At 40.8% G+C, this 24,308-nt stretch carries 21 protein-coding genes and 1 pseudogene; 7 read left to right on the top strand and 15 right to left on the bottom strand.

Annotation, left to right across the window (positions count from 1 at the left end):
• Positions 1 to 829 precede the first annotated feature (829 nt).
• Entirely contained in the window at positions 830 to 1,654 is an 825-nt protein-coding gene (locus bsdcttw_RS00820) for an acyltransferase domain-containing protein (RefSeq protein ID WP_185257571.1), read from the bottom strand.
• Between the two features lie 63 nt (positions 1,655 to 1,717).
• Positions 1,718 to 2,713: a serine hydrolase domain-containing protein gene (locus bsdcttw_RS00815; RefSeq protein WP_185257570.1), complete on the bottom strand. Its 996-nt coding sequence runs from the start codon at positions 2,711 to 2,713 to the stop codon at positions 1,718 to 1,720.
• Positions 2,714 to 2,877: 164 nt separating this feature from the next.
• Between bsdcttw_RS00815 and bsdcttw_RS00810 the strand changes: the two genes are divergently transcribed.
• The gene (locus bsdcttw_RS00810; RefSeq protein ID WP_185257569.1) at positions 2,878 to 3,354 is read left to right on the top strand and encodes a metal-dependent transcriptional regulator; all 477 of its coding nucleotides are present in this window, start codon (positions 2,878 to 2,880) and stop codon (positions 3,352 to 3,354) included.
• Positions 3,355 to 3,424: 70 nt separating this feature from the next.
• Here the strand turns inward: bsdcttw_RS00810 and dnaK are convergent.
• Positions 3,425 to 5,161, bottom strand: a pseudogene (gene dnaK / locus bsdcttw_RS00805) (molecular chaperone DnaK); the annotation flags it as partial.
• 185 nt (positions 5,162 to 5,346) lie between these two features.
• Positions 5,347 to 6,237, bottom strand: a complete 891-nt coding sequence (locus bsdcttw_RS00800; RefSeq protein ID WP_185257567.1) for a helix-turn-helix transcriptional regulator — start codon at positions 6,235 to 6,237, stop codon at positions 5,347 to 5,349.
• 221 nt (positions 6,238 to 6,458) lie between these two features.
• Here bsdcttw_RS00800 and bsdcttw_RS00795 point away from each other — a divergent pair, with 221 nt between their 5' ends.
• From bsdcttw_RS00795 to bsdcttw_RS00780, 4 genes are read left to right on the top strand one after another with little or no spacing between them, the layout of a single operon-like run.
• Positions 6,459 to 8,252: an L-fucose isomerase gene (locus bsdcttw_RS00795; protein WP_185257566.1), complete on the top strand. Its 1,794-nt coding sequence runs from the start codon at positions 6,459 to 6,461 to the stop codon at positions 8,250 to 8,252.
• Between the two features lie 11 nt (positions 8,253 to 8,263).
• Complete coding sequence (locus bsdcttw_RS00790; protein ID WP_185257565.1) at positions 8,264 to 8,950, top strand: class II aldolase/adducin family protein; 687 nt, start codon at positions 8,264 to 8,266, stop codon at positions 8,948 to 8,950.
• A gap of 12 nt (positions 8,951 to 8,962) precedes the next feature.
• A complete protein-coding gene (locus bsdcttw_RS00785) occupies positions 8,963 to 9,397 on the top strand; it encodes an RbsD/FucU family protein (protein WP_185257564.1) in 435 nt (144 codons plus the stop codon).
• A gap of 27 nt (positions 9,398 to 9,424) precedes the next feature.
• A complete protein-coding gene (locus bsdcttw_RS00780) occupies positions 9,425 to 10,807 on the top strand; it encodes a rhamnulokinase (protein WP_185257563.1) in 1,383 nt (460 codons plus the stop codon).
• A 107-nt stretch (positions 10,808 to 10,914) separates the two neighbouring features.
• On the opposite strand, the gene bsdcttw_RS00775 is transcribed toward bsdcttw_RS00780, so the two are convergent.
• The 9 genes from bsdcttw_RS00775 to bsdcttw_RS00735 all read right to left on the bottom strand — a co-directional run bounded on the left by bsdcttw_RS00775 (position 10,915) and on the right by bsdcttw_RS00735 (position 20,584).
• Positions 10,915 to 11,781: an OmpA/MotB family protein gene (locus bsdcttw_RS00775; protein WP_185257562.1), complete on the bottom strand. Its 867-nt coding sequence runs from the start codon at positions 11,779 to 11,781 to the stop codon at positions 10,915 to 10,917.
• Positions 11,782 to 11,794: 13 nt separating this feature from the next.
• Positions 11,795 to 12,580 carry a flagellar motor stator protein MotA gene (motA, locus tag bsdcttw_RS00770; protein ID WP_185257561.1) on the bottom strand — a complete coding sequence of 262 codons (786 nt, stop codon included), beginning with the start codon at positions 12,578 to 12,580 and terminating at the stop codon, positions 11,795 to 11,797.
• A 155-nt stretch (positions 12,581 to 12,735) separates the two neighbouring features.
• On the bottom strand, positions 12,736 to 13,626 hold the full coding sequence (locus bsdcttw_RS00765) for a LysR family transcriptional regulator (RefSeq protein WP_185257560.1): 891 nt from the start codon (positions 13,624 to 13,626) through the stop codon (positions 12,736 to 12,738).
• A gap of 303 nt (positions 13,627 to 13,929) precedes the next feature.
• Entirely contained in the window at positions 13,930 to 15,093 is a 1,164-nt protein-coding gene (locus bsdcttw_RS00760) for an SDR family NAD(P)-dependent oxidoreductase (protein ID WP_207726473.1), read from the bottom strand.
• 74 nt (positions 15,094 to 15,167) lie between these two features.
• Positions 15,168 to 15,758 (bottom strand): TetR/AcrR family transcriptional regulator, encoded by a 591-nt coding sequence (locus bsdcttw_RS00755; protein WP_185257558.1) that lies wholly within the window; start codon positions 15,756 to 15,758, stop codon positions 15,168 to 15,170.
• Between the two features lie 287 nt (positions 15,759 to 16,045).
• A complete protein-coding gene (locus tag bsdcttw_RS00750; protein WP_185257557.1) occupies positions 16,046 to 17,278 on the bottom strand; it encodes an RtcB family protein in 1,233 nt (410 codons plus the stop codon).
• Between the two features lie 108 nt (positions 17,279 to 17,386).
• Complete coding sequence (feoB, locus tag bsdcttw_RS00745) at positions 17,387 to 19,507, bottom strand: ferrous iron transport protein B (protein ID WP_185257556.1); 2,121 nt, start codon at positions 19,505 to 19,507, stop codon at positions 17,387 to 17,389.
• A gap of 110 nt (positions 19,508 to 19,617) precedes the next feature.
• A complete protein-coding gene (locus bsdcttw_RS00740) occupies positions 19,618 to 19,842 on the bottom strand; it encodes a FeoA family protein (RefSeq protein WP_185257555.1) in 225 nt (74 codons plus the stop codon).
• 148 nt (positions 19,843 to 19,990) lie between these two features.
• Positions 19,991 to 20,584: a flavin reductase family protein gene (locus bsdcttw_RS00735; protein WP_185257554.1), complete on the bottom strand. Its 594-nt coding sequence runs from the start codon at positions 20,582 to 20,584 to the stop codon at positions 19,991 to 19,993.
• Between the two features lie 400 nt (positions 20,585 to 20,984).
• Between bsdcttw_RS00735 and bsdcttw_RS00730 the strand changes: the two genes are divergently transcribed.
• Together bsdcttw_RS00730 and bsdcttw_RS00725 are read left to right on the top strand one after the other, a co-directional pair.
• Positions 20,985 to 21,869 (top strand): VOC family protein, encoded by an 885-nt coding sequence (locus bsdcttw_RS00730; RefSeq protein WP_185259640.1) that lies wholly within the window; start codon positions 20,985 to 20,987, stop codon positions 21,867 to 21,869.
• 118 nt (positions 21,870 to 21,987) lie between these two features.
• Complete coding sequence (locus bsdcttw_RS00725) at positions 21,988 to 22,530, top strand: beta-class carbonic anhydrase (protein ID WP_185257553.1); 543 nt, start codon at positions 21,988 to 21,990, stop codon at positions 22,528 to 22,530.
• A 33-nt stretch (positions 22,531 to 22,563) separates the two neighbouring features.
• Here the strand turns inward: bsdcttw_RS00725 and bsdcttw_RS00720 are convergent, their stop codons facing one another.
• On the bottom strand, positions 22,564 to 23,763 hold the full coding sequence (locus bsdcttw_RS00720; RefSeq protein ID WP_185257552.1) for a DUF438 domain-containing protein: 1,200 nt from the start codon (positions 23,761 to 23,763) through the stop codon (positions 22,564 to 22,566).
• Positions 23,764 to 23,785: 22 nt separating this feature from the next.
• Positions 23,786 to 24,016 (bottom strand): DUF1858 domain-containing protein, encoded by a 231-nt coding sequence (locus bsdcttw_RS00715; protein WP_185257551.1) that lies wholly within the window; start codon positions 24,014 to 24,016, stop codon positions 23,786 to 23,788.
• Positions 24,017 to 24,308: the final 292 nt, after the last annotated feature.

Genomic DNA, 24,308 nt, shown 5'->3' with positions numbered 1-24,308 from the left:
GTGTCAAGGGATTTTTATATTTTGGGTTAGAGAAAAACAGGTTGTGGCTGCGGACGATGGCCAGGGAATTGGGTTTTGTTTTGTTGCTCATGGTTCTGTATTCCACTAAGGCGCCAGTAAATGTAACTGACAGTCGATGCAGCGCCAAACTCGCTGTAACGGCTTTGGCTTCGTGAGTCTTATGGGCTCAAACATGGCGCTGTTTCTCCTAGTTACATTTTCTGCCGCCTAAGTGTCATAGAGAACCACTCGATACAAAACAAAACCCAATTCCCTGGCCATCTGTTTCGATTCATAAACTTATTTTACTTATTCCTGGTTTCAAATGATATAAAAATTGGTTACGTGTATTGCTTTGCATATAACTTAATTAGGTCTAACGGATAGACTTCCAAAGATGGCATTCATCAGACATAAGCATATTAGGGTATTTAAAGAAGCTGTAAAGACTGAGCTATGGAAAATCTTTCAAGTACTACCTACAAAAACCCAGATGTAATAGAATCCATGGATTTTACCCAAGGATAAGCATCAATATTTTTTTCAACAAACAGATGATGCTGGATTATCGTTAGGTATTTTCTATTGAAAGATTTCCTGATGACACTTAGATGGCATAAAATATTACTAGGTCAAATGATACCATGTCTGAGCTCTCAACCTTTAAGGCTAGCATAAGCACATCAAGGCGAGTTTGGTATCATTTGACCTGTCAGTCATATTTTATGGCATTTTAGTGGAATCGGAAATCCTGAACAAGAAAATAACTAACGATAATCCAGCATCATCGTCCGTTCCCAAAACCTTTATTGTCTATCACATATCAGAATCACTTAATTTCCGCATCCGCCTTAATATACCCAAAAGCCGTCCCGATTTTACCGCCTTCTTTTAAGTACTTCTTGATATTCCTCTGAAGGGAAGTATTCTCCGGCAGTTCCTCCAGCTTAAGATTAGGATTCTTATACACCCATTCCAGATAGGAGGGATTCTCCTTCTCCCATTCCGTAATGGTGAAATCCTTCTGAAAATTTACAATTTTAGAATCTGCCGGTAAGATTTCTGGCAGGCTGGGTGAGAGCAGCCAGGAGTCACAGATGTAATATTTATACTGAAAGTCAGGATAGAATTCCTTGAAGAATACCTTGGACCAGGCATAGGAAGCCACACAATTCTCTCTTGTGATTACAGCATCGGAGGGTATATGCACGCTGATTACGTCTTCTCCGTTCCACTTCTCAACCTCAAACTCCAGTTCCCCAAGACGGAATTCCTCCATGGAAAGCTGTCTGGTCGTCCACCACTCCCTATCAAATCCATAGGTACCATAGCTTGCCAGATGTTCCTTTACAAATCTGGAAAAGCAGGCAAAGGTATCATAGAAGACCTTCTCCTCCATGCCTTTTTCTTTATATTTCTCATATACATCAAGCCCCATAAGAAGCATACAGGTAAGCATCTTAAATCCATTCTTGTCCTCACCAAAGGCAGTACGCAGCTCTGCAAGTCCTTCTTCCCATAAGGGGCGGTGGTAAAGCTTCTCTACAGACGGGGCAAGGTCTTTTAAATCCAGCTCTTTTTCAAGTCCCAATAGGATAGCTGTCACTTCCTCAGGCATCTGAATGCCTTCACATATATCTTTTAATAAAATCATACCATGTCTCCTGTTTTGTTATTGTATGTAAAGTATAGCATGTCCGAATTAACGCTGCAACCTTCACTCATTTTCAAAGTATTCGTTAATAGACTTATGCAGCCTCCAGACATTATCTCCATAGTTGCTCACCAGGATGAGCAGCTGCTCTCTTTTCGCATTGTAGCTGGATATGAAGCTGACCCCGGGATCACTGCCCTGAAAGTACGGTGTAAATACCTCACCCTGCTTCTTAAGCCAAATTCCATAGCCATAACATTCTGCCCCATTGCTATGATTGGAAAGCATCTCAGAAACCATATCATTTGAAAGCAGCTTACCGGATAATAGATTCTCCCAGAATGATTTTATATCCTTAACGGTTATAAATGCTCCGCCTGCGCCAGTGCCTTTGGCGTCTACGCTGAAAATATTCGTACGGTAGTTCTTATGCTCTTCATCATAAATATAATTTACCGCACATTTTGCAGGAAGCCTGTCGAGCTCATAATATCCGCTGCCACTCATCTTACAGGGTTTAAAGATATGCTCGTTTATATATTCATCAAATGCACTTCCGGTAACACTTTCAATTATAAGAGCTAATACGACAAAGCCTGTGTTATTATATTGAAACTTGCTGCCCCTTGGGTACATCATCGGTTTATCTATAAATAAGGGAATTAAATCTTTGTTGGAACGAATTTTGTAATTCGGATAATCCCTCCAGAGCTCCTCATATTCGTCCATTACACTCTCATCAAAATAATCCGGTATTCCAGAGGTATGAGTCAGAAGCTCTTCTACTGTAATTGCAGGATCAATCTGATTTAAGTCAACGTCAAGAAGGTTTCCGATTGTATCTGCCAAATGAAGCATTCCTTTCTCCACCAGCTGCAGAATTGCTACTGCTACAAATACTTTACCTGCAGATGCTGTAGCAAACTTTGTATCAATTTGATTTGGAATCTCATTAGGTAAATCCGCATACCCATATGCTTTTTCAAAAATACTCTTCCCTTCTCTGCTGATTAAGATACAACCTCTAAAACTATTATCTATTAGCTTGTCTACTCCCATTCCTCTGCCTCCTAAAATCATTTCTCTCTGCTGTCAAAAGAATTTCCTTCTTATTCCTAGTTTGGTAAAAGTATAACACATTCTTTTATCTTTTACATTAGTTTCTTATGTCTTACTTCTTTTCCAAAGGCATATAATGAACAAAGAACTATAGGAATTATGCCATGTCAGATCAGGAATTTTACACTTTTCGGGAGTATTTAAGAACAGAGAACGAAGATTTATCTCCTTCCGCGGAGGATTATCTGGAGATGATCTACCGCTTATCAAAGGACAGCGGTTATACCAGAGCAGGAGACCTGGCCCAGGCATTGAATGTACAACCTCCTTCGGTTACCAGCATGGTAAAGAAGCTGGCAGAGATAGGTCTTTTGAAATATGAAAAATATGGTGTTATTATATTGGAACCAAGCGGTCTGGCAAAAGGGGAAGCCCTTTTACATCGCCACGACCTGGTGGAGAATTTTTTAAAGTTCTTAAATATAAAAAACGATTTACTGCAGGAGACAGAAAAGATTGAACATACCCTAAACAATGAAATATTGATTAGCATACAAGATTTGCTTGATTTCTTTCAAAGTCATGAAGAGATTAAGGAATTATTTATACAGTTCTGTACTATAAAACATTCAAGCTATTAAAAAGAAGCTTCCGGTTAATATGAAAGCTTCTTTCCAGTTTATGTTTATCATCTTATTAAAGTAACTATAACAGTTCTCCTGCCATCTGTTCCAGCTGTTCTCTTGCAGCTTGTATATCCTCTGCTTCTTCCTTTGTTATCGTACTAAGCTTTGTCTTACTTACCGCCTTTTTAAGTTCTGCAAGGCTTGTCTTAATCTCTTTTTTCCTGCCTTTTTCAATGTCCTTTTTATTGGCGGCAAGTACTGCTTCCGTTCTTGCTATAAGGTTTTCAGCTTCGGTTCTGATGTTAACGGACTGCTTTCTGACCTCATCACTGCCTTCATATTGGGCTGCTTCTATAATGGCTCTCTCAATATCTTCTTCCGACAGATTGGAACTGGCAGTTATGACAATATGCTGTTCTTTTCCCGTGTCCAAATCCCTGGCAGAAACCTTTAGAATGCCGTTGGCGTCAATATCAAAGGTAACCTCAATCTGAGGGACTCCTCTCATAGCCCGTTTAATACCATTTAGTTTAAAATTACCGATCAGCTTATTATCCTTGGCAAATTGCCTCTCTCCCTGCAGTACCTTAATATCGACGGAGGATTGGAAATTACCTGCAGTGGTAAATACCTGGCTGTACTTGGTAGGAATCGTAGAATTTCGCTCTATCAGCCTTGTGGCAACACCTCCGAGGGTTTCAATCGAAAGGGAGAGGGGAGTTACATCCAGAAGCAGAATTTGCGACAAACTGGATTCTCCTGCCAGTTTTCCGCCCTGTATGGCGGCCCCCAGAGCAACACATTCATCCGGATTAAGATTTCTGCTGGGTTCCATGCCTGTCAACTGTCTGACCTTGTTCTGTACTGCCGGGATTCTGGTGGATCCTCCAACCAGCAAGACCTTACCTAAATCAGAGGGTTTTAAACCTGCATCGCTTAACGCATTCTGAACGGGAATAGTTGTTCTTTCCACCAGGTCGTTGGTAAGTTCATCGAATTTGGCACGGGTTATGGTGATATCCATATGTCTGGTACCTGATTTGTCTGTTGCAATAAAGGGCAGGTTTATATTGGTACTTGTAGCCGCGGAAAGTTCTTTCTTTGCCTTTTCTGCCGCTTCTCTTACTCTTCCCAGAGCGACCTTGTCCTTTGACAGGTCAAGCTTTTCTGTTTTTTTAAATTCCTGTACCAGAAAGTCAGTCAGCTTCTCATCAAAATCATCACCGCCCAGCCTGTTATCACCGGAGGTAGCAAGAACTTCAATAACTCCTCCTCCGATTTCAATTAAAGATACATCAAAGGTTCCGCCTCCAAGATCATACACCATAATCTTCTGGGAACCTTCGTTCTCAAGACCATAGGCTAAGGCAGCGGCTGTAGGTTCATTTATTATTCTTAACACATTCAGTCCGGCAATTCTTCCGGCATCCTTTGTAGCCTGGCGCCCGGCATCATTGAAATAAGCCGGTACCGTAATAACCGCTTCCGTTACCGGTTCACCAAGATAACTTTCCGCATCTTTTTTCAATTTGGTTAAAATCATTGCAGAGATTTCCTGAGGTGTATATTTCTTGCCATCAATGGTAACCCGCTGTTCAGTTCCCATCTGACGTTTGATAGAAGCAATGGTTCTATCTCCGTTGGTGATTGCCTGGCGTTTGGCTGTATCACCTACCAGTCTTTCTCCTGTCTTAGAAAAAGCTACGACAGAGGGAGTTGTCCTCTGGCCTTCACCATTACTTATTACTACCGGTTTGCCGCCTTCTATTACTGCCACACAACTATTGGTGGTTCCCAAATCAATTCCTATAATCTTACCCATATCTTCCTCCGCTTGTTACCGTCTTTTATCTGTATTATAAACAATATAGTTCTGCGTATATTATCATGCCATCTATCTGTCATAATACTCTTATTGCTGCTCTCCGGTCAATTAAAGGAGTCTAAACAAACTATAAATATTTTGGAAGGAAAGCGGATAACTATCCTAATTAGGGTAATGGCCTACTAGCTGTTTACCGTATTAGCTTCTTTTTCTATATGGGAATATTCCATCTTTAGGTACTGCTTAGGGGTTACTCCCTTATATTTGCGAAAAGTCTTTATGAAATAGCTGATATCATTGTACCCGCAGTTAAGTGCTACTTCAATAATCTTGCTGTTGGTCGTGGAAAGCTGCTCACAGGCCCGCTCAATCCGGTAATAATTCACATAATCGATAGGAGTGCGAAAGGACATCTCACGAAAGAAACGGCAGAAGTATTTGGGATTCATACCTGCCTCTTTCGCCAGATCTTCCAGAATAATATTCTCCGTATAATGCTCTTCAATGTAGCTTAAAACCCTTTTGAATTGCATCACATGCTGGAAAGAGGTATTAACAGTATTAACCTTTTCCTCATATAAATGCTCCTGAAACAAAAAGCCGAGAAGCTGATACAAGCAGCCTTGTATTAAGAATTCATAACCTCTTTTCTTCTCAGCCATAGCAAGAAATAAGCTATTTATTATCGCCTTTAAGAAATCATCTTCACCCGGCAGCTGCTGCCAGAAGGTTATTTCATGCTGTATGATTTTCTGAGTCTGCTTTACCCCGATACGGTTTCCCTTTAAAAAGAGATTCATATCAAAAACCAGACACTCATAAACACAGTGCTCCGGGATACCGCCATGCAAGACTCCATCCTGCAGAAACAGGATATCCCCCTTGTGTAAAAGACAGGTCTGGCTCCCGATAGTGAGGTGAAAGTCCCCCTCTAAAATCCGAATAATTTCATATTCAGGGTGCCAGTGATATGGCATTTGATACCTGGGATGGTTTGGCTCCATATGATAAAAAGCCATTGGAAAATCTATTGTTCCCTGTTGACGATGCTCTCTGTAATCAAAATATTTCATAGGATATCCTTCCCACAAGGTAAGTGAATATTGTTATATTTTTAGTCCATTATAGCACAAGATTTACTTTTATTACAATCTATAATGTAAGTATACGGTATGTATTCAATGGAAGGAGATATCCTTCCCCCTAAAGGAGGCGAAAGCCTCCAAAAAGAAGGAGGTGAAAACCTCCCAATAAAGAAGGAGGTGAAAACCTCCAAAAAAAAGGAGGTTTGTATATGGCAAGCAACAGATTAATTGGAGATTACCCTGTAATCGGAATTCGCCCTACTATTGACGGAAGAAGAGGTTACATCAATGTACGCGGTACTTTAGAGGAGCAGACGATGAATATGGCAAAGTCTGCTGCCAAATTATTAGAGGATAACTTAAAATACTCAAACGGTGAACCGGTAAAGGTTATTATCGCGGATACCACCATCGGCCGCGTTGCCGAGGCAGCTGCCTGCGCTGATAAATTCAAAAAAGCTGGGGTTGATATTACCCTGACTGTAACCCCCTGCTGGTGCTATGGTGCGGAAACTATGGATATGGATCCTATGACAATAAAAGGAGTATGGGGTTTTAATGGAACAGAAAGACCGGGAGCTGTTTACCTGGCATCCGTATTGGCTACCCACGCACAAAAAGGACTTCCTGCCTTTGGTATCTACGGCCATGATGTTCAGGATGCACAGGACACTTCTATCCCCTCAGATGTGAAAGAAAAAATATTACGCTTTGGCAGGGCTGCCGTTGCAGCCGCAACCATGAGAGGCAAATCCTATCTTCAGATTGGTTCCATCTGTATGGGTATTGGCGGATCCATTATCGATCCTGCTTTTATTGAAGAATATCTTGGCATGAGAGTGGAATCCGTGGATGAAGTTGAGATTATCCGAAGAATGTCAGAAGGTATCTACGACGAAGCCGAATATAAAAAGGCTTTAGAATGGACGAAGAGCAAGTGTAAGGAAGGCTTTGACAAGAATCCTCCTGAAGTTCAAAAGAGCCCTGAACAAAAGGAAAGTGACTGGGAATTTGTAGTTAAGATGATGTGTATCATTAAAGACCTGATGAATGGCAACCCGAATCTGCCAAAGGGCTGTGAGGAAGAAATGTCAGGACATAATGCAATCGCAGCCGGTTTTCAGGGTCAGAGACAGTGGACAGACTTCTATCCCAACTGTGATTACCCCGAAGCGCTCTTAAATACTTCCTTTGATTGGAACGGCGCCAGAGAGCCATACATTCTGGCAACAGAGAACGATGTATTAAATGGTCTCGGCATGCTGTTTATGAAACTTATAACGAACCGTGCTCAAATCTTTGCAGATGTCCGCACTTATTGGAGTCCTGAAGCAGTCAAAGCAGCCACTGGCTACCAGTTAGACGGAGTAGCCGCAGCCAGTAACGGTTTTATACATCTTATTAACTCCGGTGCTGCCTGCCTGGATGCTTGTGGAGAGGCAAAAGATGACAAGGGCAATGGGGTAATTAAGCCCTGGTATGATATAACCGAGGAAGACCAGGAAGCAATCTTATCAGCAACTACCTGGAATGCCGCAGATAACGGATACTTTAGAGGAGGCGGTTACTCTTCCAGATTTGAGACTAAGGCAGAAATGCCCGTAACAATGATACGTTTGAACCTGGTAAAAGGATTAGGACCCACCCTTCAGATCGCAGAAGGCTACACTGTAAAGCTGCCGGAAGAAGTTTCCGACACTTTATGGAAGAGAACGGATTATACCTGGCCCTGCACTTGGTTTGCTCCTAGAACAACCGGAGAAGGAGCTTTTAAGAGTGCTTATGACGTTATGAATAACTGGGGCGCTAATCATGGTGCAATTTCTTACGGACATATCGGAGCAGATTTAATCACCCTGTGTTCCATACTTCGAATTCCTGTAAGCATGCATAATGTACCGGAAGATAAGATCTTCCGCCCGGCATCCTGGAATGCTTTTGGTATGGATAAAGAAGGTCAGGATTACAGAGCGTGTGCCGCATACGGCCCCTTATATAAATAGGAGAATAGAATATGGACATGAATGAAATCAAGAGTCAAATATGTGATATCTGTTATAAAATGTGGCAGCTTGGATGGGTTGCGGCAAACGATGGAAATGTTACAGTTAAATTAGAGGACGGCAGTTTTTTAGCAACCCCCACCGGAATCAGCAAAAGCTTTATTACAGCCGACAAACTGGTACATATCGATAAAGACGGAAAGCTTCTGGAGGAAAGTGCTTACCGCCCTTCCTCTGAAATCAAGATGCATTTACGCTGCTATGAGGAGAGAGAGGATGTAGGAGCCGTATTGCACGCACATCCTCCTGTTGCTACAGGGTATGCCGTGGCAAACAAGGCACTGGATGAATACTCCATGATAGAGACAGTAATTGCCTTAGGCTCCATTCCGGTAACACCTTTTGGAACCCCTTCCACTTATGAAGTACCCGAAGCAATTGCTCCTTATCTTGGCCTCCATGATGTAGTTCTCCTTCAAAACCATGGAGCCCTGGCAGTAGGCGCTGATTTACTGACTGCCTATTACCGAATGGAAACCTTGGAGCTCTTTGCGAAAATCAGCTTGAATGCCCATCTGCTTGGCGGTGCAAAAGAAATACCCAGAGAGAATATTGACAGGCTAATCTCAATGCGTGAAAGTTATCAGGTAACAGGAAGACACCCCGGATACAAGAAATATCCGAAAGGCAGTGAATAGAAGGGAGCTTTTATGCTAAAAGGTATACCTGCGATATTATCGCCTGAATTGCTCAAAGTCCTTTGCGAAATGGGACATAGCGATAGAATAGTTATTGCCGACGGCAACTTCCCCACGGAATCCAACGGAAAGGACGGAATTGTTATCCGGCTCGACGGACATGGTGTTCCAGAGATACTGGAAGCAATCCTGCAATTTTTCCCTTTAGATACCTATACCGACACTCCTGCAACCCTAATGGAAGTAATGGATGGTGATAATGTTGCCACTCCTATCTGGGATACTTATACAGAAATTATAACGAAATATGACAAACGTGGAAAAGCCGCAATAGGAACCTTGAGCCGCCAGACTTTCTATGAAGAAGCCAAAAAGTCCTACGCCTTTATTGCAACCGGCGAAAGTGCACTCTATGCAAATATTATACTGCAAAAAGGTGTTGTATAAAAATTAATTACACAGCAGGAGGTTATCATGCAAAAGTATTACCTGGCAATTGACATCGGGGCTTCCAGCGGTCGGCATGTGCTTGGAAGTATTCAGGAAGGACAGATCTGTTTAGAGGAAGTATACCGCTTTGAAAACAGCATGAAGAAGATAGATGGTGCGCTTTGCTGGGATACAGAGCAGATCTTCGGACATATTTTAGCCGGCATGAAACGCTGTTCTGAGCTTGGAAAAATTCCTGTAAGTGTCAGCGTCGATACCTGGGGAGTAGATTTTGTATTGATTGATAATACAGGTAATAAGCTCGGGCAGGCTGTGGGCTACCGTGACCAACGTACAGATGGTATGGATGAGGTGGTAAACAGGTATATTACTCCGGCGGAACTATATGAAAGAACCGGTATTCCGAAGCAAATGTATAATACCATTTATCAATTGATGGCGGTAAAGATTCGTCATACAGAGTATTTAGAAAAGGCAGATGCCATGCTAATGACACCGGATTATTATCATTATCTGCTTACCGGAAAGGCAATGCAGGAGTATACAATTGCGACCACCACCCAATTAGTCAATGCCCGTACAAGGAATTGGGACTATGAACTGATTGAACGGCTTGGTCTTCCCAGCCATATATTTAGACCGATTCAAAAACCCGGTACTTATGTGGGGAATTTAAAACCGGAACTTCAAACTCTTTTAGGCTTTGACTGTCAGGTAATTATGCCTGCTTCCCATGATACGGCCTCTGCCGTTATGGCAGTGCCAAGTACCACAAAGGATACCCTTTATATCAGTTCCGGGACCTGGTCCCTTATGGGCATAGAAGTGTCCGAACCGAACACTTCCAAAGAAAGCAGCAGAGCTGGTTTTACCAATGAAGGCGGTTATAATGACAGCTTTCGTTATATCAAGAATATTATGGGCCTGTGGATGATTCAGTCTGTAAAAAAAGAAATCGGGGATGGATATTCCTTTGAGGAAATCTGCCATATGGCCGAAAAAGAAGAGATTACCTCTCTGGTAGATTGCAATGACAATTGCTTCATGGCTCCGGACAGTATGGTGGAAGCAGTAAAAACCTACTGCCGCCTCACGAACCAGCAAGTACCGGAAACCCTGGGGGAATTAGCCGCAGTCATCTATAACAGCCTTGCAAAATGCTACGCGGATACCATAACCGAAATAGAGGCACTTACCGGAACTCAGTATGAAACCATACATATCATCGGTGGTGGTTCTAAGGCAAGCTTTCTGAATAGCCTTACGGAAAAATATACTTCACGCAAGGTACTCCCAGGGCCGGCAGAAGCGACTGCCATAGGCAATATCCTGGCACAAATGATTGAATCAAAAGAAATACCTTCTCTGCTTGAAGGAAGAAAATATGTAAAAAAATCCTTTACTTAACAGAAAAAGCACTATCACTTACTTACACTGAACAGGATGAAATCCCGAATCCAACGTGTGATAAAAGTGATAGTGCTTCTTTTTATGTAGAATATATTCTCAATTCATTAATTATTTATATTGTTGACAGGTGTCTGTTCTTCTAATTCATTATATTTTTCACTAAGAATAATGATATCTATACGCCGGTTCTTCTTCCTGCCTGCTTCCGTTGAATTACTAGCTATGGGTTTATATTCACCATATCCGACTGCAACTACCTTTTCAGGCGGTACATTACACTTGGAAATAAACAGACGAACCACTCGTGTTGCTCTGGCCGCAGACAACTCCCAGTTAGAAGGATAAATAGCCGTTACAATAGGACGGTTATCCGTATGTCCTTCCACTCGAATATGGTTATCCACTTTATTAATCATATCTCCTATTTTAATCAGGGAATCAGCATATTCTGGCTTTATATCAGCACTTCCCGAATCAAAAAGAATCGCATTATTCAAAGTAACGACAAGACCACGCAAATCAATATTCGTGGAGATGGTATCTTCCAGCTCTGCTTCCTGAAACAGCTCATCCAGCTTCCCTTTCAGTTCTATCATATCTTTTAATTCCGTCTTGCCAAGGAATTTTTCCAGTTCTTCTTTCGTTACCTGGTTGTCTTCCTCCGCTGTCTCTCCGCTGGTCACACCATTTTCATTTCCGGTATTACCGGTCTGACCCGAATTATTCGTCGGATTAATGTTGATGTTTGGCTTCACAAAGGAATTGCCGCCCTTTGAGATAATTCCTTGATTTGCAGTCATCATAGATTTAAAGGAATTCGATATTTCTTCTGCTTTTGTTTGATCTATCTTACTAACTGCGAACAAAACGATAAATACAGCTAATAATAAGGTCATTAGATCCGAATAGGGAAGCAGCCATGCCTCTCCTCCTTCTTCTTCACCATGCTTTTGCTTTTTCTTTCTTGCCATAACACGTACCTCCTTATTCCTGATTCAATTCCTGAAGAATTTCCTCTTGCTTTTTGGCCGGAAGTACGGAAAGTAATTTTTCCTGTACCATCATAGGAGATTCACCCTTTTGAAGAGATAGTATGCCTTCAATAGCCATACTCTTAAGCAGTGCTTCTTCATGGCTCTTAACCTTTAATTTTTTAGCGAAAGGATTCCACAATACATATCCGGTAAAGATACCAAGGATAGTTGCAATAAAGGCTGCCGCAATGGCTTCAGCCATGGCTGCTGTATCATCGATATGTGACATGGCCGCAATCAGACCGAATACGGCACCCAATACACCGAGGGTAGGTGCATACATACCCGCTGAAGAGAAAATACTCGCATTTACTTCATGTCTTGCTTCCATGGCAGAAATCTCTGAATCCAGAATGTCAGCAATGACCTCCTGATCAATTCCGTCTATTACCAGACGAAGTCCCTTCTTAATAAAAGGGTCCTCGATTTCACTTATCTTACTTTCCAGTGCCAGCAGACCTTCTTTTCTGGCTACATTGGACAGTTCTACAATCAGCTTGATAATTTCTGACTCTGACATACCTTTTTGCTTTGTAAATAGGACTTTGAACAGCGCTCCTAAACTTTTAAGATTTTCTGCAGGGTATGAATTTAGTATGGTAGCAACAGTACCTACTATAATTACGAAAAAAGCTGCCGGATTCGCTAATACACTGAAATTAATATGTTTAAAAATCATCGCGCCGATTACGGCTATCAGACCGACTATAACTCCTAATATTGTTGTTATTTCCATTAGGCTTGGCTCCACCTTTCGTTACTTATGCATTCTTTTTTGTCGAAATAGTCCTATTATACCAGAAAAATAGAGACTCTTATCACATATTCTAAAGTGCTGGCAGATAAGATGTCTAATACAAATTTCTTATGTACTTATATTGAAATCTTATGTTAAATCTTATGTTCACTGCGAACTACCTCTAAAAAATATTTTAGAGAAGGATTTTCATTGTTTTTATTATAAACAACGCTCATATCAATATATTCAAGCCCTCCTTCTACCGGTATCTTTACCATATCAAGACCTTTTACTTCACAGCACATCTCCGGCACTATGGCAATTCCCTGATTCATACCCACATAGATATTCATGATATCCATATCTTCAACACTGGTTATTTTTTCAGGCAGAATTCCTTTTTCACTAAAAAAGGAGATTAAATGCTCTTTACTCCTTTCCATTCCAACAAGATTTAGAACAATGCAGTTTTGAGAAGATATTTCTTCTTTGGTGAGACTCTGCTTTTTCGAAAGCGGGTTCTTCTTATTAACCAGGGTATATGCCTTACATCTTGCAAAATTCTGAAATCGAATCTCTGAGTGATCCGTAAAGTCATAGGGAATCGTCAAGGTGCAATCATATTCTCTGTTTAGCAGATCCGCAGCAACCGTACTGACCTTTACCCGTTTATAATTAACACTAATTCCCGGATATTCTTTATAGAGTTTACTTACCAGCTCAATGACATAAGCATTTTCATCCCATCCGGTAATGCCTATATTTAATGTTCCGGAGAATTTCTGAGAGATATCCCTGCATTTATCAACTGTATAAGTGAAGTCATTCAATAGTTTTATCCCATCCTGGTAGAGTGCACGTCCTGCCTCTGTAAGCTTGAACTGCTTTGAGGCTCTGTCTATCAGCTCAAAGCCTAAATCCTGTTCCAGGGATTTAATCTGCTGACTGATTGCCGGTTGAGCAACATGGCATTTTTGAGCGGCTTTGGTAAAACTTTTGTATTTTGCAACTTCAATAAAATATTCCAGTTTCATCAAATTCATCTAGGGATCATCCTCCGCTGATTATCTTTAGAATACACTTTTATTCTATATTAATAATACCATATTGGCACCCTGAAATAAATACAAAGAAGGTCTGAAATTAGTGGATTTGTTTACAAATTATACAAAAAAAGATAAGAAGCCCCACGGACAATGTGGTGACCCCAAAAAGTTAGACCGAATCTAACGATTGGAGGTCGGTACATTGTCCGTGGGTCTACATTTTCGATATTTTCTACTAACCTTTGACAACGCCGACTGTTTTCAGTCGTTTACCGGCCTTACCAGGTCTTTTTGATTGCCTTATCTATAATTTTGCGATTGAGACATTATATTAATTATTTCTTGTAGATTCTCAATCCAACTATTTATAAGTTTTGTATCGTCTGCCAATTGTGCTGCATTCTTTTCATAACCTTGTAGTAGTTTAAGTTGATGTTCATAAAAACACTGCCACTTTATAAACATCTCCTTGCTATCTAAAAAGTTGCCCCACTCATTATTGTGAATCTGACCTTGCAGTGTTTCAATTTGTATTTTAAAGCTCTCGGCAGGCATCCCCATTTGTTTTTTAAAATCAGAAAGTATAAACTGTTTTTGGAACAGTTTTTTCTCCTGCCAATTTTGATATTGGTCAAAAAAAACATCTGCAAAACTCTTAAACAAGAATGACAATTTATCAAAATCAACCTGTGTTTGCATACTATTTAATTTTTCCTTACCACCACTGATTAAACCACTTTCCATTAGCACTTGATAGGACATGATTTCTTTTCCGTTATACTGTTTTGCCTTTACAACAGAAACGGCATAGCCCACCCCTGCAATCTCAGCATCTGTTATAAACTCCTCAAGTGATTTGTAAAAGTCTTCTACTGTGATTCCCATTGAAGCTGCTACAGTTTCTACCGCTTTGACAGCGGTATCTGTTTTTACAAATCCGGGGGCTATTGAATATGTAATAATGCCCATTCCGTCAATTTCTTCACATAAGGTGTTGCAAAGCTCCACCTGTGCTGTCTTGAAGATTTCATAAGCCGACATATACGGATTTGTATCCCCTGATGGTACAAAGACAATAATTCCGCCTGTTTTCTTCATTGAAGAAAGGAATTTTTTTGTTAAAAGAACAGGAGCTCTCAGGTTCACAGCATAGCTTAAATCCCAATCGGATATTGAAACCGTATCAATCGCTCCCATCGGAACAATGGCGGCGTTATTTATCAGAACATCAAGACGCGTGTATTTATCCATAATATATTCGTATAATTTATCAATCTGCTTTTCATCTGTAATGTCAATCTGAAAAAAATCCACGGTTCCATTAAGGCTTTCCTCATTTATCAGTTTTTCCGCCTGCTTTCCTCTGTCAGCATCTATTTCCGCAATAATTACATGAGCGCCCATGTAAGCAAAAGCCCGTGAAGCCTCAATGCCGATTCCACCTCCACCGCCTGTAATCAACACTATTTTATTTTGAAGTGCGTTTCTGTCATAATTATTTTTCTCCAGGATCATATTGTTCCTCCTTGAAATGTGTACTATTTTTCATAGTTATTACTTGCTCTTAGTATATCAACAAACCAGTTAGTTTCCGGGTAAGGTATATCAGGATTAAGGGCAATCATTTCCACATATGCCTCTATGGAGAGCCAAAATGTCATTGCCAACGCCATAGGATTTCCTTTGCGAATGATTCCTTGACGTTGACCTTCTTCTATAGTAATAATTGATTTCACAATAATATCGTTTTGTTTTAGTTTTTCTTTTATATGGATTGGTAAGTTCTGATTGCTTTGTGCATGTTTTATTAATACAAAATATTGAGCATAATCATGGTCTGATTTTATTACATCGAAAATATGGCTTGCTGATTTTAAAAAGTAATTAATAGGATTATCATACTGAGGGAAATATTGTCCTGTACGTCCTGCTAATGCAATGTTAATCAATTCTTCATGTAAAATCTCAATTGATTCAAAATAATGATATAGCAAGCCAAGGCTCATTCCTGCTTCCTCTGCAATATCATTTATTTTAGTTGCTTCATAACCTTTGCAAGCGAAAAGCTTCAGACCAGCTCGCAAAATATCTTGTCGACGTTTTTCTTTTTGTTCTTCTCTTTTGGTCATTACATGCCTCTCTTGTTAAAATAAATTTCATTGAAATTATTTTTAATATTCTATCAAATTTTCATCTATACGTCAATATGGATGTCAGCTTTTTATGTTGAGGCTACTTTTGAAAGACAAAATAATAAGGTTCCCAGTAATCGGTTATTGTTACCGAAAGTCTGAAAACCTTTAAATAAGCCATTTCTATCATGATTTTTTATCTTTACTTGACATCAAACATATTGTCTCCACGTATTCAAAAATTTTATTTTGAAAGTATTAGAATAGTAAATAGATTAGTTTTACTAACCTTTGACAACGCCGACTGTTTTCAACCGTTTTACCGGCCTTACCAGGTCTTTCTGGTTTTCCATCACTTCATCAATATCTTTATAGGCAAAGCGGCTTTCCTCAGCTACATCACTTTTTTTAAGTTTCCCTAAGGTAACACCTTGCTTTTGCAAGTCATTCATAACTTCTTCCGCAGTGAAGTTTTCCATGGCACCTTTTCTGGAATATCTTCTGCCTGCCCCATGGGAAGAGGAACGAAAGCTCAATTCATTTCCCAGTCCTTCCACCACATAGCTGTAAGACCCCATGGCTCCCGGAATAACTGCCAGTTCTCCGTCGTTTGCTCTTGTAGCTCCTTTACGGTGGACCCATACCTCCTTACCGTAGTGGTTTTCCAGTGCTGCATAATTGTGGTGGCAGTCAATTTCCATGGTATATTCAACCTGTATTCCAGTATACTTCCCAATCCATTTATCTAAAATAGCTTTTACCGCCAGCATCATACGAAGTCTGTTTTCCTCTGCAAAGTCTAGTGCAAGATTCATCCAGTTAATATATTGCCTTCCTTCTTTGGTATCCACAGGCAGAAAAGCAAGGCGGTATTCATCCGGAATCTGACTATGCCATTTCTGATTCAAATCTCTGGCCTTCTGATGAAAAGTATCACATATCTGCTTTCCGAAGTTACGGCTTCCAGAGTGTATCATAATACTAAGATATCCTTCATCATCCTCCTGCAACTCGATAAAATGATTACCGCCTCCAAGAGTACCCACCTGATAGAAGCCTGCTTCCAGCTGTCCCAACAGCTCAGCGTTTTCTTCATATTTGGAAAGCTCCTCAAAGGCTCTCTCCAGAGTATTGCAAGGCTGCTCATGGGTATGATGTTTAAATCCGGTGGGTACATTTCTTAGAATATCTCCTACCATAGCCTGAACCAAGCTTCCGCTTCCGGTCTGTATGTTCTTAATCTCTTCCGTCCGGATATTAGTCCCAGCAAACGCCATACCGCAGCCTATATCCACTCCGACTGCATTGGGTATAATAGTGTCCTTTGCCGCAATAACTCCGCCGATTGGCATTCCCATGCCGACATGGGTATCCGGCATAAGAGATACCCACTGGTGCAAAAAAGGCAATTTGGATAGATTATATGCCTGCTCCAGACAACCTTTCTCTATACTCTCCTCACTCTTTAACCACACCTTAATGGGTATTTCCGTATTTTTATCTGTAATAACAAACATACAATCACTTCCTTTCATTGTCTATTATCTGTTTTTGTTTGCTATGTTATGATGATATTTTAAATTTTATTTTGAAGAACTGTCTTAGCGATACTTTTAAACCAAATATTAGAAAATCAGATATATTAGTTTTGCTATACAGGTGGTAGTAAAGCATACCAGAATCGCTATTGCAGTAGGCAGCACAGCAGATACAATCGTCCACTTTACACTACCGGTTTCCTTGCGGATTGTCATTAAGGTGGTGGCACAGGGCCAATGCAGCAGACTAAATAACATGGTATTCAGAGCGGTCAGATATGTCCAGCCGTTGTCCGTTAATACTGTCCTTAAGGCTTTAAGGCTGTCATATTCCATCATAGAACCATTGGCCAGATACGCCATTAAAAGAATGGGCAATACGATTTCGTTTGCCGGTAAACCCAATATGAATGCCAGCAGAATAAAACCATCTAATCCTATAACCTTTGCAAAAGGGTCGAAAAATTCCGCCATGTGGGTCAGCAGGCTTGCATCCCCTATACTGACGTTAGCCAATATCCAGATGACCGCTCCCGCAGGGGCTGCGACTACTACAGCTCTCTTTAATACAAATATCGACCTGTCAATCATGGAAGTATACAATACTCTTCCTATTTTTGGCACTCTGTAAGGCGGAAGCTCCAGGGTAAAGGTGGAAGGAATTCCTTTGAGTATGGTCTTTGATAATAGAAAGGATACTAAGAGAGTAACTCCTATCCCGATTACTATCATAAAGCTTACTGCCAGTGCAGGAACGATACCGCCGGAGGAGCCTGTTATCAGGAATACACTGGCAATAGCTATGAGGGTGGGGAATCTGCCGTTACAGGGGACAAAATTGTTGGTTAATATCGCAATCATTCTCTCTCTTGGGGATTCAATGATTCGGCAGGATACGATACCTGCGGCATTACAGCCAAATCCCATTATCATCGTAAGGCACTGCTTACCATGGGCACAGGCTCTCTTAAACAGGTGATCCATATTAAAGGCGACTCTTGGCAGAAAGCCTAAGTCTTCCAGAATAGTAAAGAGCGGAAAAAAGATTGCCATGGGAGGGAGCATAACAGATACTACCCAGGCCAATGTCCGGTACAAGCCAAGAATTACAACTCCGGTCATCCAGTCAGCTACATGGAGAAAGTGAAAAAGCTGTATAAACTTATCTTCTAATCCGAATAAAAAAGCAGCTAAGAGTGCCGACGGAACATTCGCTCCGGCTATGGTAATCCAAAATACTACCGCCAGGCATAAAAACATAATCGGTATTCCAAATCGCCTGGAAGTGACTATATTATCAATTTTTCTGTCCCTCTCATTGGAGGCACTTTCCTCGTTCATGTATTTTCCCTTTAGCTCTTCTATCTTACGATAGATGGCTTCGGATATTTCATCCCTTAGCATCTCCTTCTCAAACTGTACTTCTCCCACATTAATTCCTGCGGCCTGAACCGTTTCCTCCAAACGTTCGCCTCCAATATGGGAAGCCATCGTCTGATAGAGTTTTTCATCTCCGTCTAACATCCGAAGAGCCAGCCATCTAGCCGGGACTCCGTCACAGATATCCGAAAGCTTGGAGTGCAGTTCATGGATATACTTTTCTACCTTAGGACTATATTCTACCAGCTTCGGAGCCGGTGTAACCTCCCCCCTTGCCACTTTGATAACTGCTTCTTTTAGCTCTGTCATGCCTATGCCGCTTCTGGCAGCACACATAACCACCGGAATTCCGAGTTCTTTTTCAATCCCTTTTCCATCAATATAAATTCTTTTCTTTTTTGCTTCATCTATCAGATTAATGCATAACACAACCTTAGTCGTAAGCTCCATTACCTGAAAAGCCAAATTTAAGTTACGTTCAAGACAAGTTGCATCAGTCACTACAATTACTGCATCGGACCCGCCAAAGCAAATAAAATCCCTGGCGACCTCTTCTTCTACCGAAGAGGCAAAAAGTGAATATGTTCCCGGTAAGTCTACCAGTATATTTTCTTTTCCTCCGTAGGTGAACTCTCCTCTTGCGTTGACAACTGTTTTCCCGGGCCAATTGCCGGTATGCTGATGCAGTCCTGTAAGCTCATTAAATACCGTGCTCTTTCCGGTATTGGGGTTCCCCGCCAAGGCAATGACATACTGTCCCTCTTTTCTCTCCACATGATAGAGATCCGTCATTGCACTATTTTGGGTCGATTGATAGGTTAGACCCATGATATTCCTCCCTTTATTTCAACAAATGGTTTCTGGCTTCACATGAAGTTTGATTCAAAACTTTCATTGGCTCAAACTTGTGTAGGATATATGCGGCTTTCGTCTTCCCGCTATTCGATGACACTGATCAAATCTGCTTCTTCTCTTCGCAGTGCAATCATGGTTCCTCTGATACCGTAAACTGTTGGATCACCGGAAGGGCCTCTACGTATAACCTCAATTCTGGCCCCTCTTGTAAGACCAAGTGCAAGCATTCTCTCACGCAATAAATCAGATGCTTTTAATTCCAGGACTGTCGTGTGTCTTCCTACTGATATATCTGTTAGCTTTGTCATAAAATCGCCCTCCCAGGTTTTAGATTAATTTAACTTTCTTAAATAAAACTAATTCCATAGTATGAAGGGTAGAAAAAAAGGTTCCGCATTTGATGAATATTGTTAGAATATCATGTATTTGCTTTTATTTCCCTGTTTTACATCTTGCTTACATCAGATGGGGATTTGCTGTATCCGGTATGTCAAGATTCTTTTTCAATGCAAGCCCTTCTTTGAAAACACCTCCCACCGGCTGCTTAAGGTTATAATACTGCATTCCCATCAATAACAGCGGATTGACTTTGAGTGGGTCTATGGTCCCTTCCGTTAAGCATTCTTCTTTCGCGTAGGTAGATACAATCTCTCCAAAGAATACCTCAAAGCCATGTACGGTTGTGGTCTGGATAACTTTACATATATAATTCATAGGTGCCTCTTCGATTAACGGAACTTCTCCCTGTTCCTCGAATACGGTAGTAAAGAGACTAGACTTATTCGTGCTCTTACCTGATACCATTCCTGCATAATCCGTTTTTTGAACCATATCGGCGGATGGCAGGTTAATACTGAAATAGCCGGATTCTTTTATTCCCATCGTACTATGGTGTGTGCTCTTTAGGGAAATATAGAAAACGGGTTCCATGCATACTACTCCAAAAGCTCCAATAGTTGTATAATTGGCCTGTCCATTAACCATTGCACCAATAATAACCACCGGTGTTGGATTGACCATAGGATAATTTTTTACTGCTATTTTGTTCATAATAACTCCTTTCGTGGATATCAAATCTTTGATTTGATATTCCTTATCCGTAGTTGAAAAAACATCTTATGTTTTTTTCAACCTAACATGTATGTTGTTAAATTAACTGGCCGCCAGTAGGATAAATTATAACGGGAATTCTAAAAAAATATAGACTTTTTCTTACAGATAAGATATCATATGTTTATAGTGCGCCCCAGATTAGTCCTATATTATCTTGAGGCTGTTTAAAAGTCCATTACAGAATTTGCAACAGAATAAGACAGAACTTATAACACCGATGTGAGATATCCCGGTGTTTTTCTTTACCTCTCATTCCGTTTTTGGGTTTGCGGCACGTTGGTACCGGCTATACTTAACCATGAATGAAATTAATAAAAGAAAGGATAAGTGTGAAAGTATGCAGAATATAACTCCCCATCTTTGGTTTGACACAGAAGCATTAGAAGCTGTTACCTGGTATACTGAACTTTTTGAAGATTCCAGTATAACAGAGGTTGTAACTATTCCGGATACCCCTTCCGGAGATGCAGAATCCGTAGAATTCAAGCTTTCTGGTCTTACTATGAATGCCATCAGTGCCGGTCCTTATTTTAAGTTCAATCCTTCTATCTCTTTTATGGTTTCCTGCCGGACAAGAGAAGAAGTGGACAAGCTCCACGGGGCATTTATGCAGGGCGGAAGTGAGCTTATGCCTCTTGGCGAATACCCCTTTAGTGAACATTATGCATGGGTGGCGGACCGTTACGGATTGAACTGGCAGTTAATGTACCAGCCAGAGGAGGTATCACAGAAGATCAGACCGGTTCTGCTGTTCACGTCAGATGTATGCGGAAGAACCGAAGAAGCTCTCTCTTTATACGGCTCTATCTTTAAAGAATCTCAACTGAAATTTGTAAATCGGTATAAGCAAGGTGAAGCACCTAACAGTAAAGCCATCATCAATTATTCTGAAATCAGTCTCCTGGGAACGGAATTTATATTAATGGATAACGGCTACGAAGGAGATTACACCTTCAACGAAGCAATCTCCTTTATGATTCCCTGCAAAGACCAGGAGGAAATCGATTATTACCATAATAAGCTTTCCTTCGTGCCGGAAGCCGAGCAGTGCGGCTGGGTAAAGGATACTTTCAATGTGTCCTGGCAGATTGTTCCTGAAAATCTTGGTGAAATCTATTTCAGTGGCAGCGAAGAAGAGATTCAACGGGTGACAGCCGCATCTCTTCAGATGCACAAGCTGGATATTGATACTTTGTTAAAAGCCAAAGCCGGAACCCTTTAATAGCAGCAATAACCCTTTTCTTTTAGATTCTGCAAGCTTACCTGAAATTTTGGGTATATAATTATGATATAAGTGCTTGGGCTGCACAGCTTGCAGATGGAAAGGGTGGAGTATCATTATGATAGATGAAATATTGGAGTACAACCGGGCTTTTGTTGAAAAAAAAGAATATGAACAGTTTATCACCAGTAAGTTCCCCGATAAGAAGCTTGCCATTGTCTCTTGTATGGACACAAGGCTTACCAAGCTGCTTCCGGCGGCTTTAGGCCTAAAGAACGGTGATGCCAAATTTATTAAAAATGCCGGCGGAATCATATCCCATCCTTTTGGAAGTGCTATGCGAAGTCTTTTAATCGGAATTTATGAGCTGGGCGTGGAAGAGATTCTTGTTATTGGGCATACCGACTGTGGTGCCAGACATACGGACAGCCATAAGCTTCTGGAAAAGATGAAAACACGTGGAATCTCCCAAGAGAATATTAATATGCTGGAATATTGCGGCATTGATTTTAATTCCTGGCTGGGAGGCTTTAAGAATCTGGATGAATCCATCAAAAAGTCTGTAGAGCAAATCAAAAAACACCCCCTGGTTCCAGAAGGTGTTATTGTACATGGCTTGATAATCGATTCTCTGACAGGTGAACTGACCCCTGTTATCTGAACCGTCTTATAAGTTATATCTAGTTGCTGGAAATTACTCGGGACCAACCAGTCTTTTCTCACCGGTAATTTCCTGTATGGGTTTAATATCCTGGGTTACCTCCAGTACTCCGAGGAATTCTCCCCCTTCGCTGCGAACTGCGAAATAACGGATTAGAATATATTTATCCTTCATCTTAATCCAAAAGTCCTCATTATCCTTCTTACCGCTCTTAAAATCAGCTACCAGCTGCTCCACAATATGCACACTGGCCGGTGGATGACAATTGGATACATTCCGTCCGATAACAGCTTTTGTACGCGGGAATACTCTGTCAGGACCCTGTGAAAAGTATTTCACCACATCATTCTTATCTACAAAGGTAATATCAAAGGGCAGCGTATCCAGCATGCGGACAAGCTCTTCTAAGTGGAATACACCTGTTGGCATCGTTATAACACCTGCCTGGCTTTTCTCCTCTTTGACAGCCGGCTGGTATTCCTCCACCGGATTCCATGCCGGAACCTTCTCTACCAGGTACCCCAGTTCACCGCTCTCTGCGGCAATCTTCTTCCATTCATCCTGTGTAAGTGTTTCTAAAAGCATGGGCAGCAGTATATTCTCTTCCTTAAAAATCATTTCTGTAATTTTTGTGATAGCCTCTTCTGCTTTTTCCTGTATCTGTACCCACTCCAGGTTGTTCAGATTATTCTGCAGTTCTTTTATCATGTCCCGGATTTCATCATCTACACCCCACATTACTTTAGGCGGTGCGGTAATCCCGTACTTTTCCATATAAGGAAAGATAAGATTCTCCTTTCGCAGATAATGAACATCAATGGAAGATAACTTTTGAAGGCCGTTAGCAACATTTGATAGGTTTTCTTTTGTATCCTCTTTTAAGTAAGGTCTTAATTCCTTTTCTATGATTTTCTCAATAACGCGATTTTCTCTGATTAAAGTATTGGCCGGATGCCCCGGTATCTGGGTCTGGTCTGTGGGCTGGTGAATTTCTTCAATGGAACCCTTAAAAACAGCTGCATGTACATCACACAGACGCTGTATTTCCTCCACAGGAAGACCTCCGGCCATCAAAGCTCCTTCTGCTTCTGATATTTCAGTTGCCGAAACCCCTTGAAAAGCTGCTTCAAATATACCTTTTACTTCTTCTACCGTCTTACCTTCATGGAGCTCCGTAATCACCTGCTTTAGTACCTTTTGCCGATACTCTCTGTTGTTAATACTCTCGCTCATAGTACATCCTCCTTTAATCTATCTATTCTTTGATATCATAACCTTTCTCAATCAACTTTTCTTTGAGGATAGAAAGGTCTATTTTCTTCATCTGTGCTCCTTTGGGCAGGGTCATAAATCTTCCTGCCGTCATAAGCATTCCGGGTTTCGTAATATCCGTAAACCCTAGTTCTGAAAGTATTTCAGGCAGTGCATCATCGCTGCTGCACAGTTCATAAACTGATTTATTTAAATCTATTATTTTCTTTTCCATAAGTACTTGTCCTCCAATCAGATTATTGACGGTTAAATATTCTTTAAGCAGTAATATGTAAAAAACCCATAATTACTTTCCTGCGAAATTTATACCCTTAATATATCAAAACATTGAGCTGCATTCGGTGATTTAAATCATTATCCAAATAAATAATAATCTGTTAGGGAAACTCTGAATGTTTTAATAATAACTTCATACACTTGAACTTAAGCAGGTTTCACGTATCATATTAAAAAAGCTTGACTTGTAGTTAACTCTATGGCGTATACTAGAAAGTAATAAATATCCA

Source organism: Anaerocolumna chitinilytica (genome assembly GCF_014218355.1).
GTDB lineage: Bacteria > Bacillota > Clostridia > Lachnospirales > Lachnospiraceae > Anaerocolumna > Anaerocolumna chitinilytica.
Note: the sequence above shows the minus strand (reverse complement) of the source record. Positions and strands in the feature narration are given on the sequence as shown.

Excerpts from the sequence above, each read along its gene's own strand:
- bsdcttw_RS00725 (WP_185257553.1), top strand. The coding sequence starts at position 21,988 with ATGATAGATGAAATATTGGAGTACAACCGGGCTTTTGTTGAAAAAAAA.
- bsdcttw_RS00720 (WP_185257552.1), bottom strand. The coding sequence starts at position 23,763 with ATGAGCGAGAGTATTAACAACAGAGAGTATCGGCAAAAGGTACTAAAG.
- bsdcttw_RS00790 (WP_185257565.1), top strand. The coding sequence starts at position 8,264 with ATGGACATGAATGAAATCAAGAGTCAAATATGTGATATCTGTTATAAA.
- bsdcttw_RS00785 (WP_185257564.1), top strand. The coding sequence starts at position 8,963 with ATGCTAAAAGGTATACCTGCGATATTATCGCCTGAATTGCTCAAAGTC.
- bsdcttw_RS00810 (WP_185257569.1), top strand. The coding sequence starts at position 2,878 with ATGTCAGATCAGGAATTTTACACTTTTCGGGAGTATTTAAGAACAGAG.
- bsdcttw_RS00765 (WP_185257560.1), bottom strand. The coding sequence starts at position 13,626 with ATGAATTTGATGAAACTGGAATATTTTATTGAAGTTGCAAAATACAAA.
- bsdcttw_RS00815 (WP_185257570.1), bottom strand. The coding sequence starts at position 2,713 with ATGGGAGTAGACAAGCTAATAGATAATAGTTTTAGAGGTTGTATCTTA.
- bsdcttw_RS00795 (WP_185257566.1), top strand. The coding sequence starts at position 6,459 with ATGGCAAGCAACAGATTAATTGGAGATTACCCTGTAATCGGAATTCGC.
- bsdcttw_RS00750 (WP_185257557.1), bottom strand. The coding sequence starts at position 17,278 with ATGTTTGTTATTACAGATAAAAATACGGAAATACCCATTAAGGTGTGG.
- motA (WP_185257561.1), bottom strand. The coding sequence starts at position 12,580 with ATGGAAATAACAACAATATTAGGAGTTATAGTCGGTCTGATAGCCGTA.
- bsdcttw_RS00820 (WP_185257571.1), bottom strand. The coding sequence starts at position 1,654 with ATGATTTTATTAAAAGATATATGTGAAGGCATTCAGATGCCTGAGGAA.
- feoB (WP_185257556.1), bottom strand. The coding sequence starts at position 19,507 with ATGGGTCTAACCTATCAATCGACCCAAAATAGTGCAATGACGGATCTC.
- bsdcttw_RS00800 (WP_185257567.1), bottom strand. The coding sequence starts at position 6,237 with ATGAAATATTTTGATTACAGAGAGCATCGTCAACAGGGAACAATAGAT.
- bsdcttw_RS00715 (WP_185257551.1), bottom strand. The coding sequence starts at position 24,016 with ATGGAAAAGAAAATAATAGATTTAAATAAATCAGTTTATGAACTGTGC.
- bsdcttw_RS00780 (WP_185257563.1), top strand. The coding sequence starts at position 9,425 with ATGCAAAAGTATTACCTGGCAATTGACATCGGGGCTTCCAGCGGTCGG.
- bsdcttw_RS00775 (WP_185257562.1), bottom strand. The coding sequence starts at position 11,781 with ATGGCAAGAAAGAAAAAGCAAAAGCATGGTGAAGAAGAAGGAGGAGAG.
- bsdcttw_RS00730 (WP_185259640.1), top strand. The coding sequence starts at position 20,985 with ATGCAGAATATAACTCCCCATCTTTGGTTTGACACAGAAGCATTAGAA.
- bsdcttw_RS00755 (WP_185257558.1), bottom strand. The coding sequence starts at position 15,758 with ATGACCAAAAGAGAAGAACAAAAAGAAAAACGTCGACAAGATATTTTG.
- bsdcttw_RS00735 (WP_185257554.1), bottom strand. The coding sequence starts at position 20,584 with ATGAACAAAATAGCAGTAAAAAATTATCCTATGGTCAATCCAACACCG.
- bsdcttw_RS00740 (WP_185257555.1), bottom strand. The coding sequence starts at position 19,842 with ATGACAAAGCTAACAGATATATCAGTAGGAAGACACACGACAGTCCTG.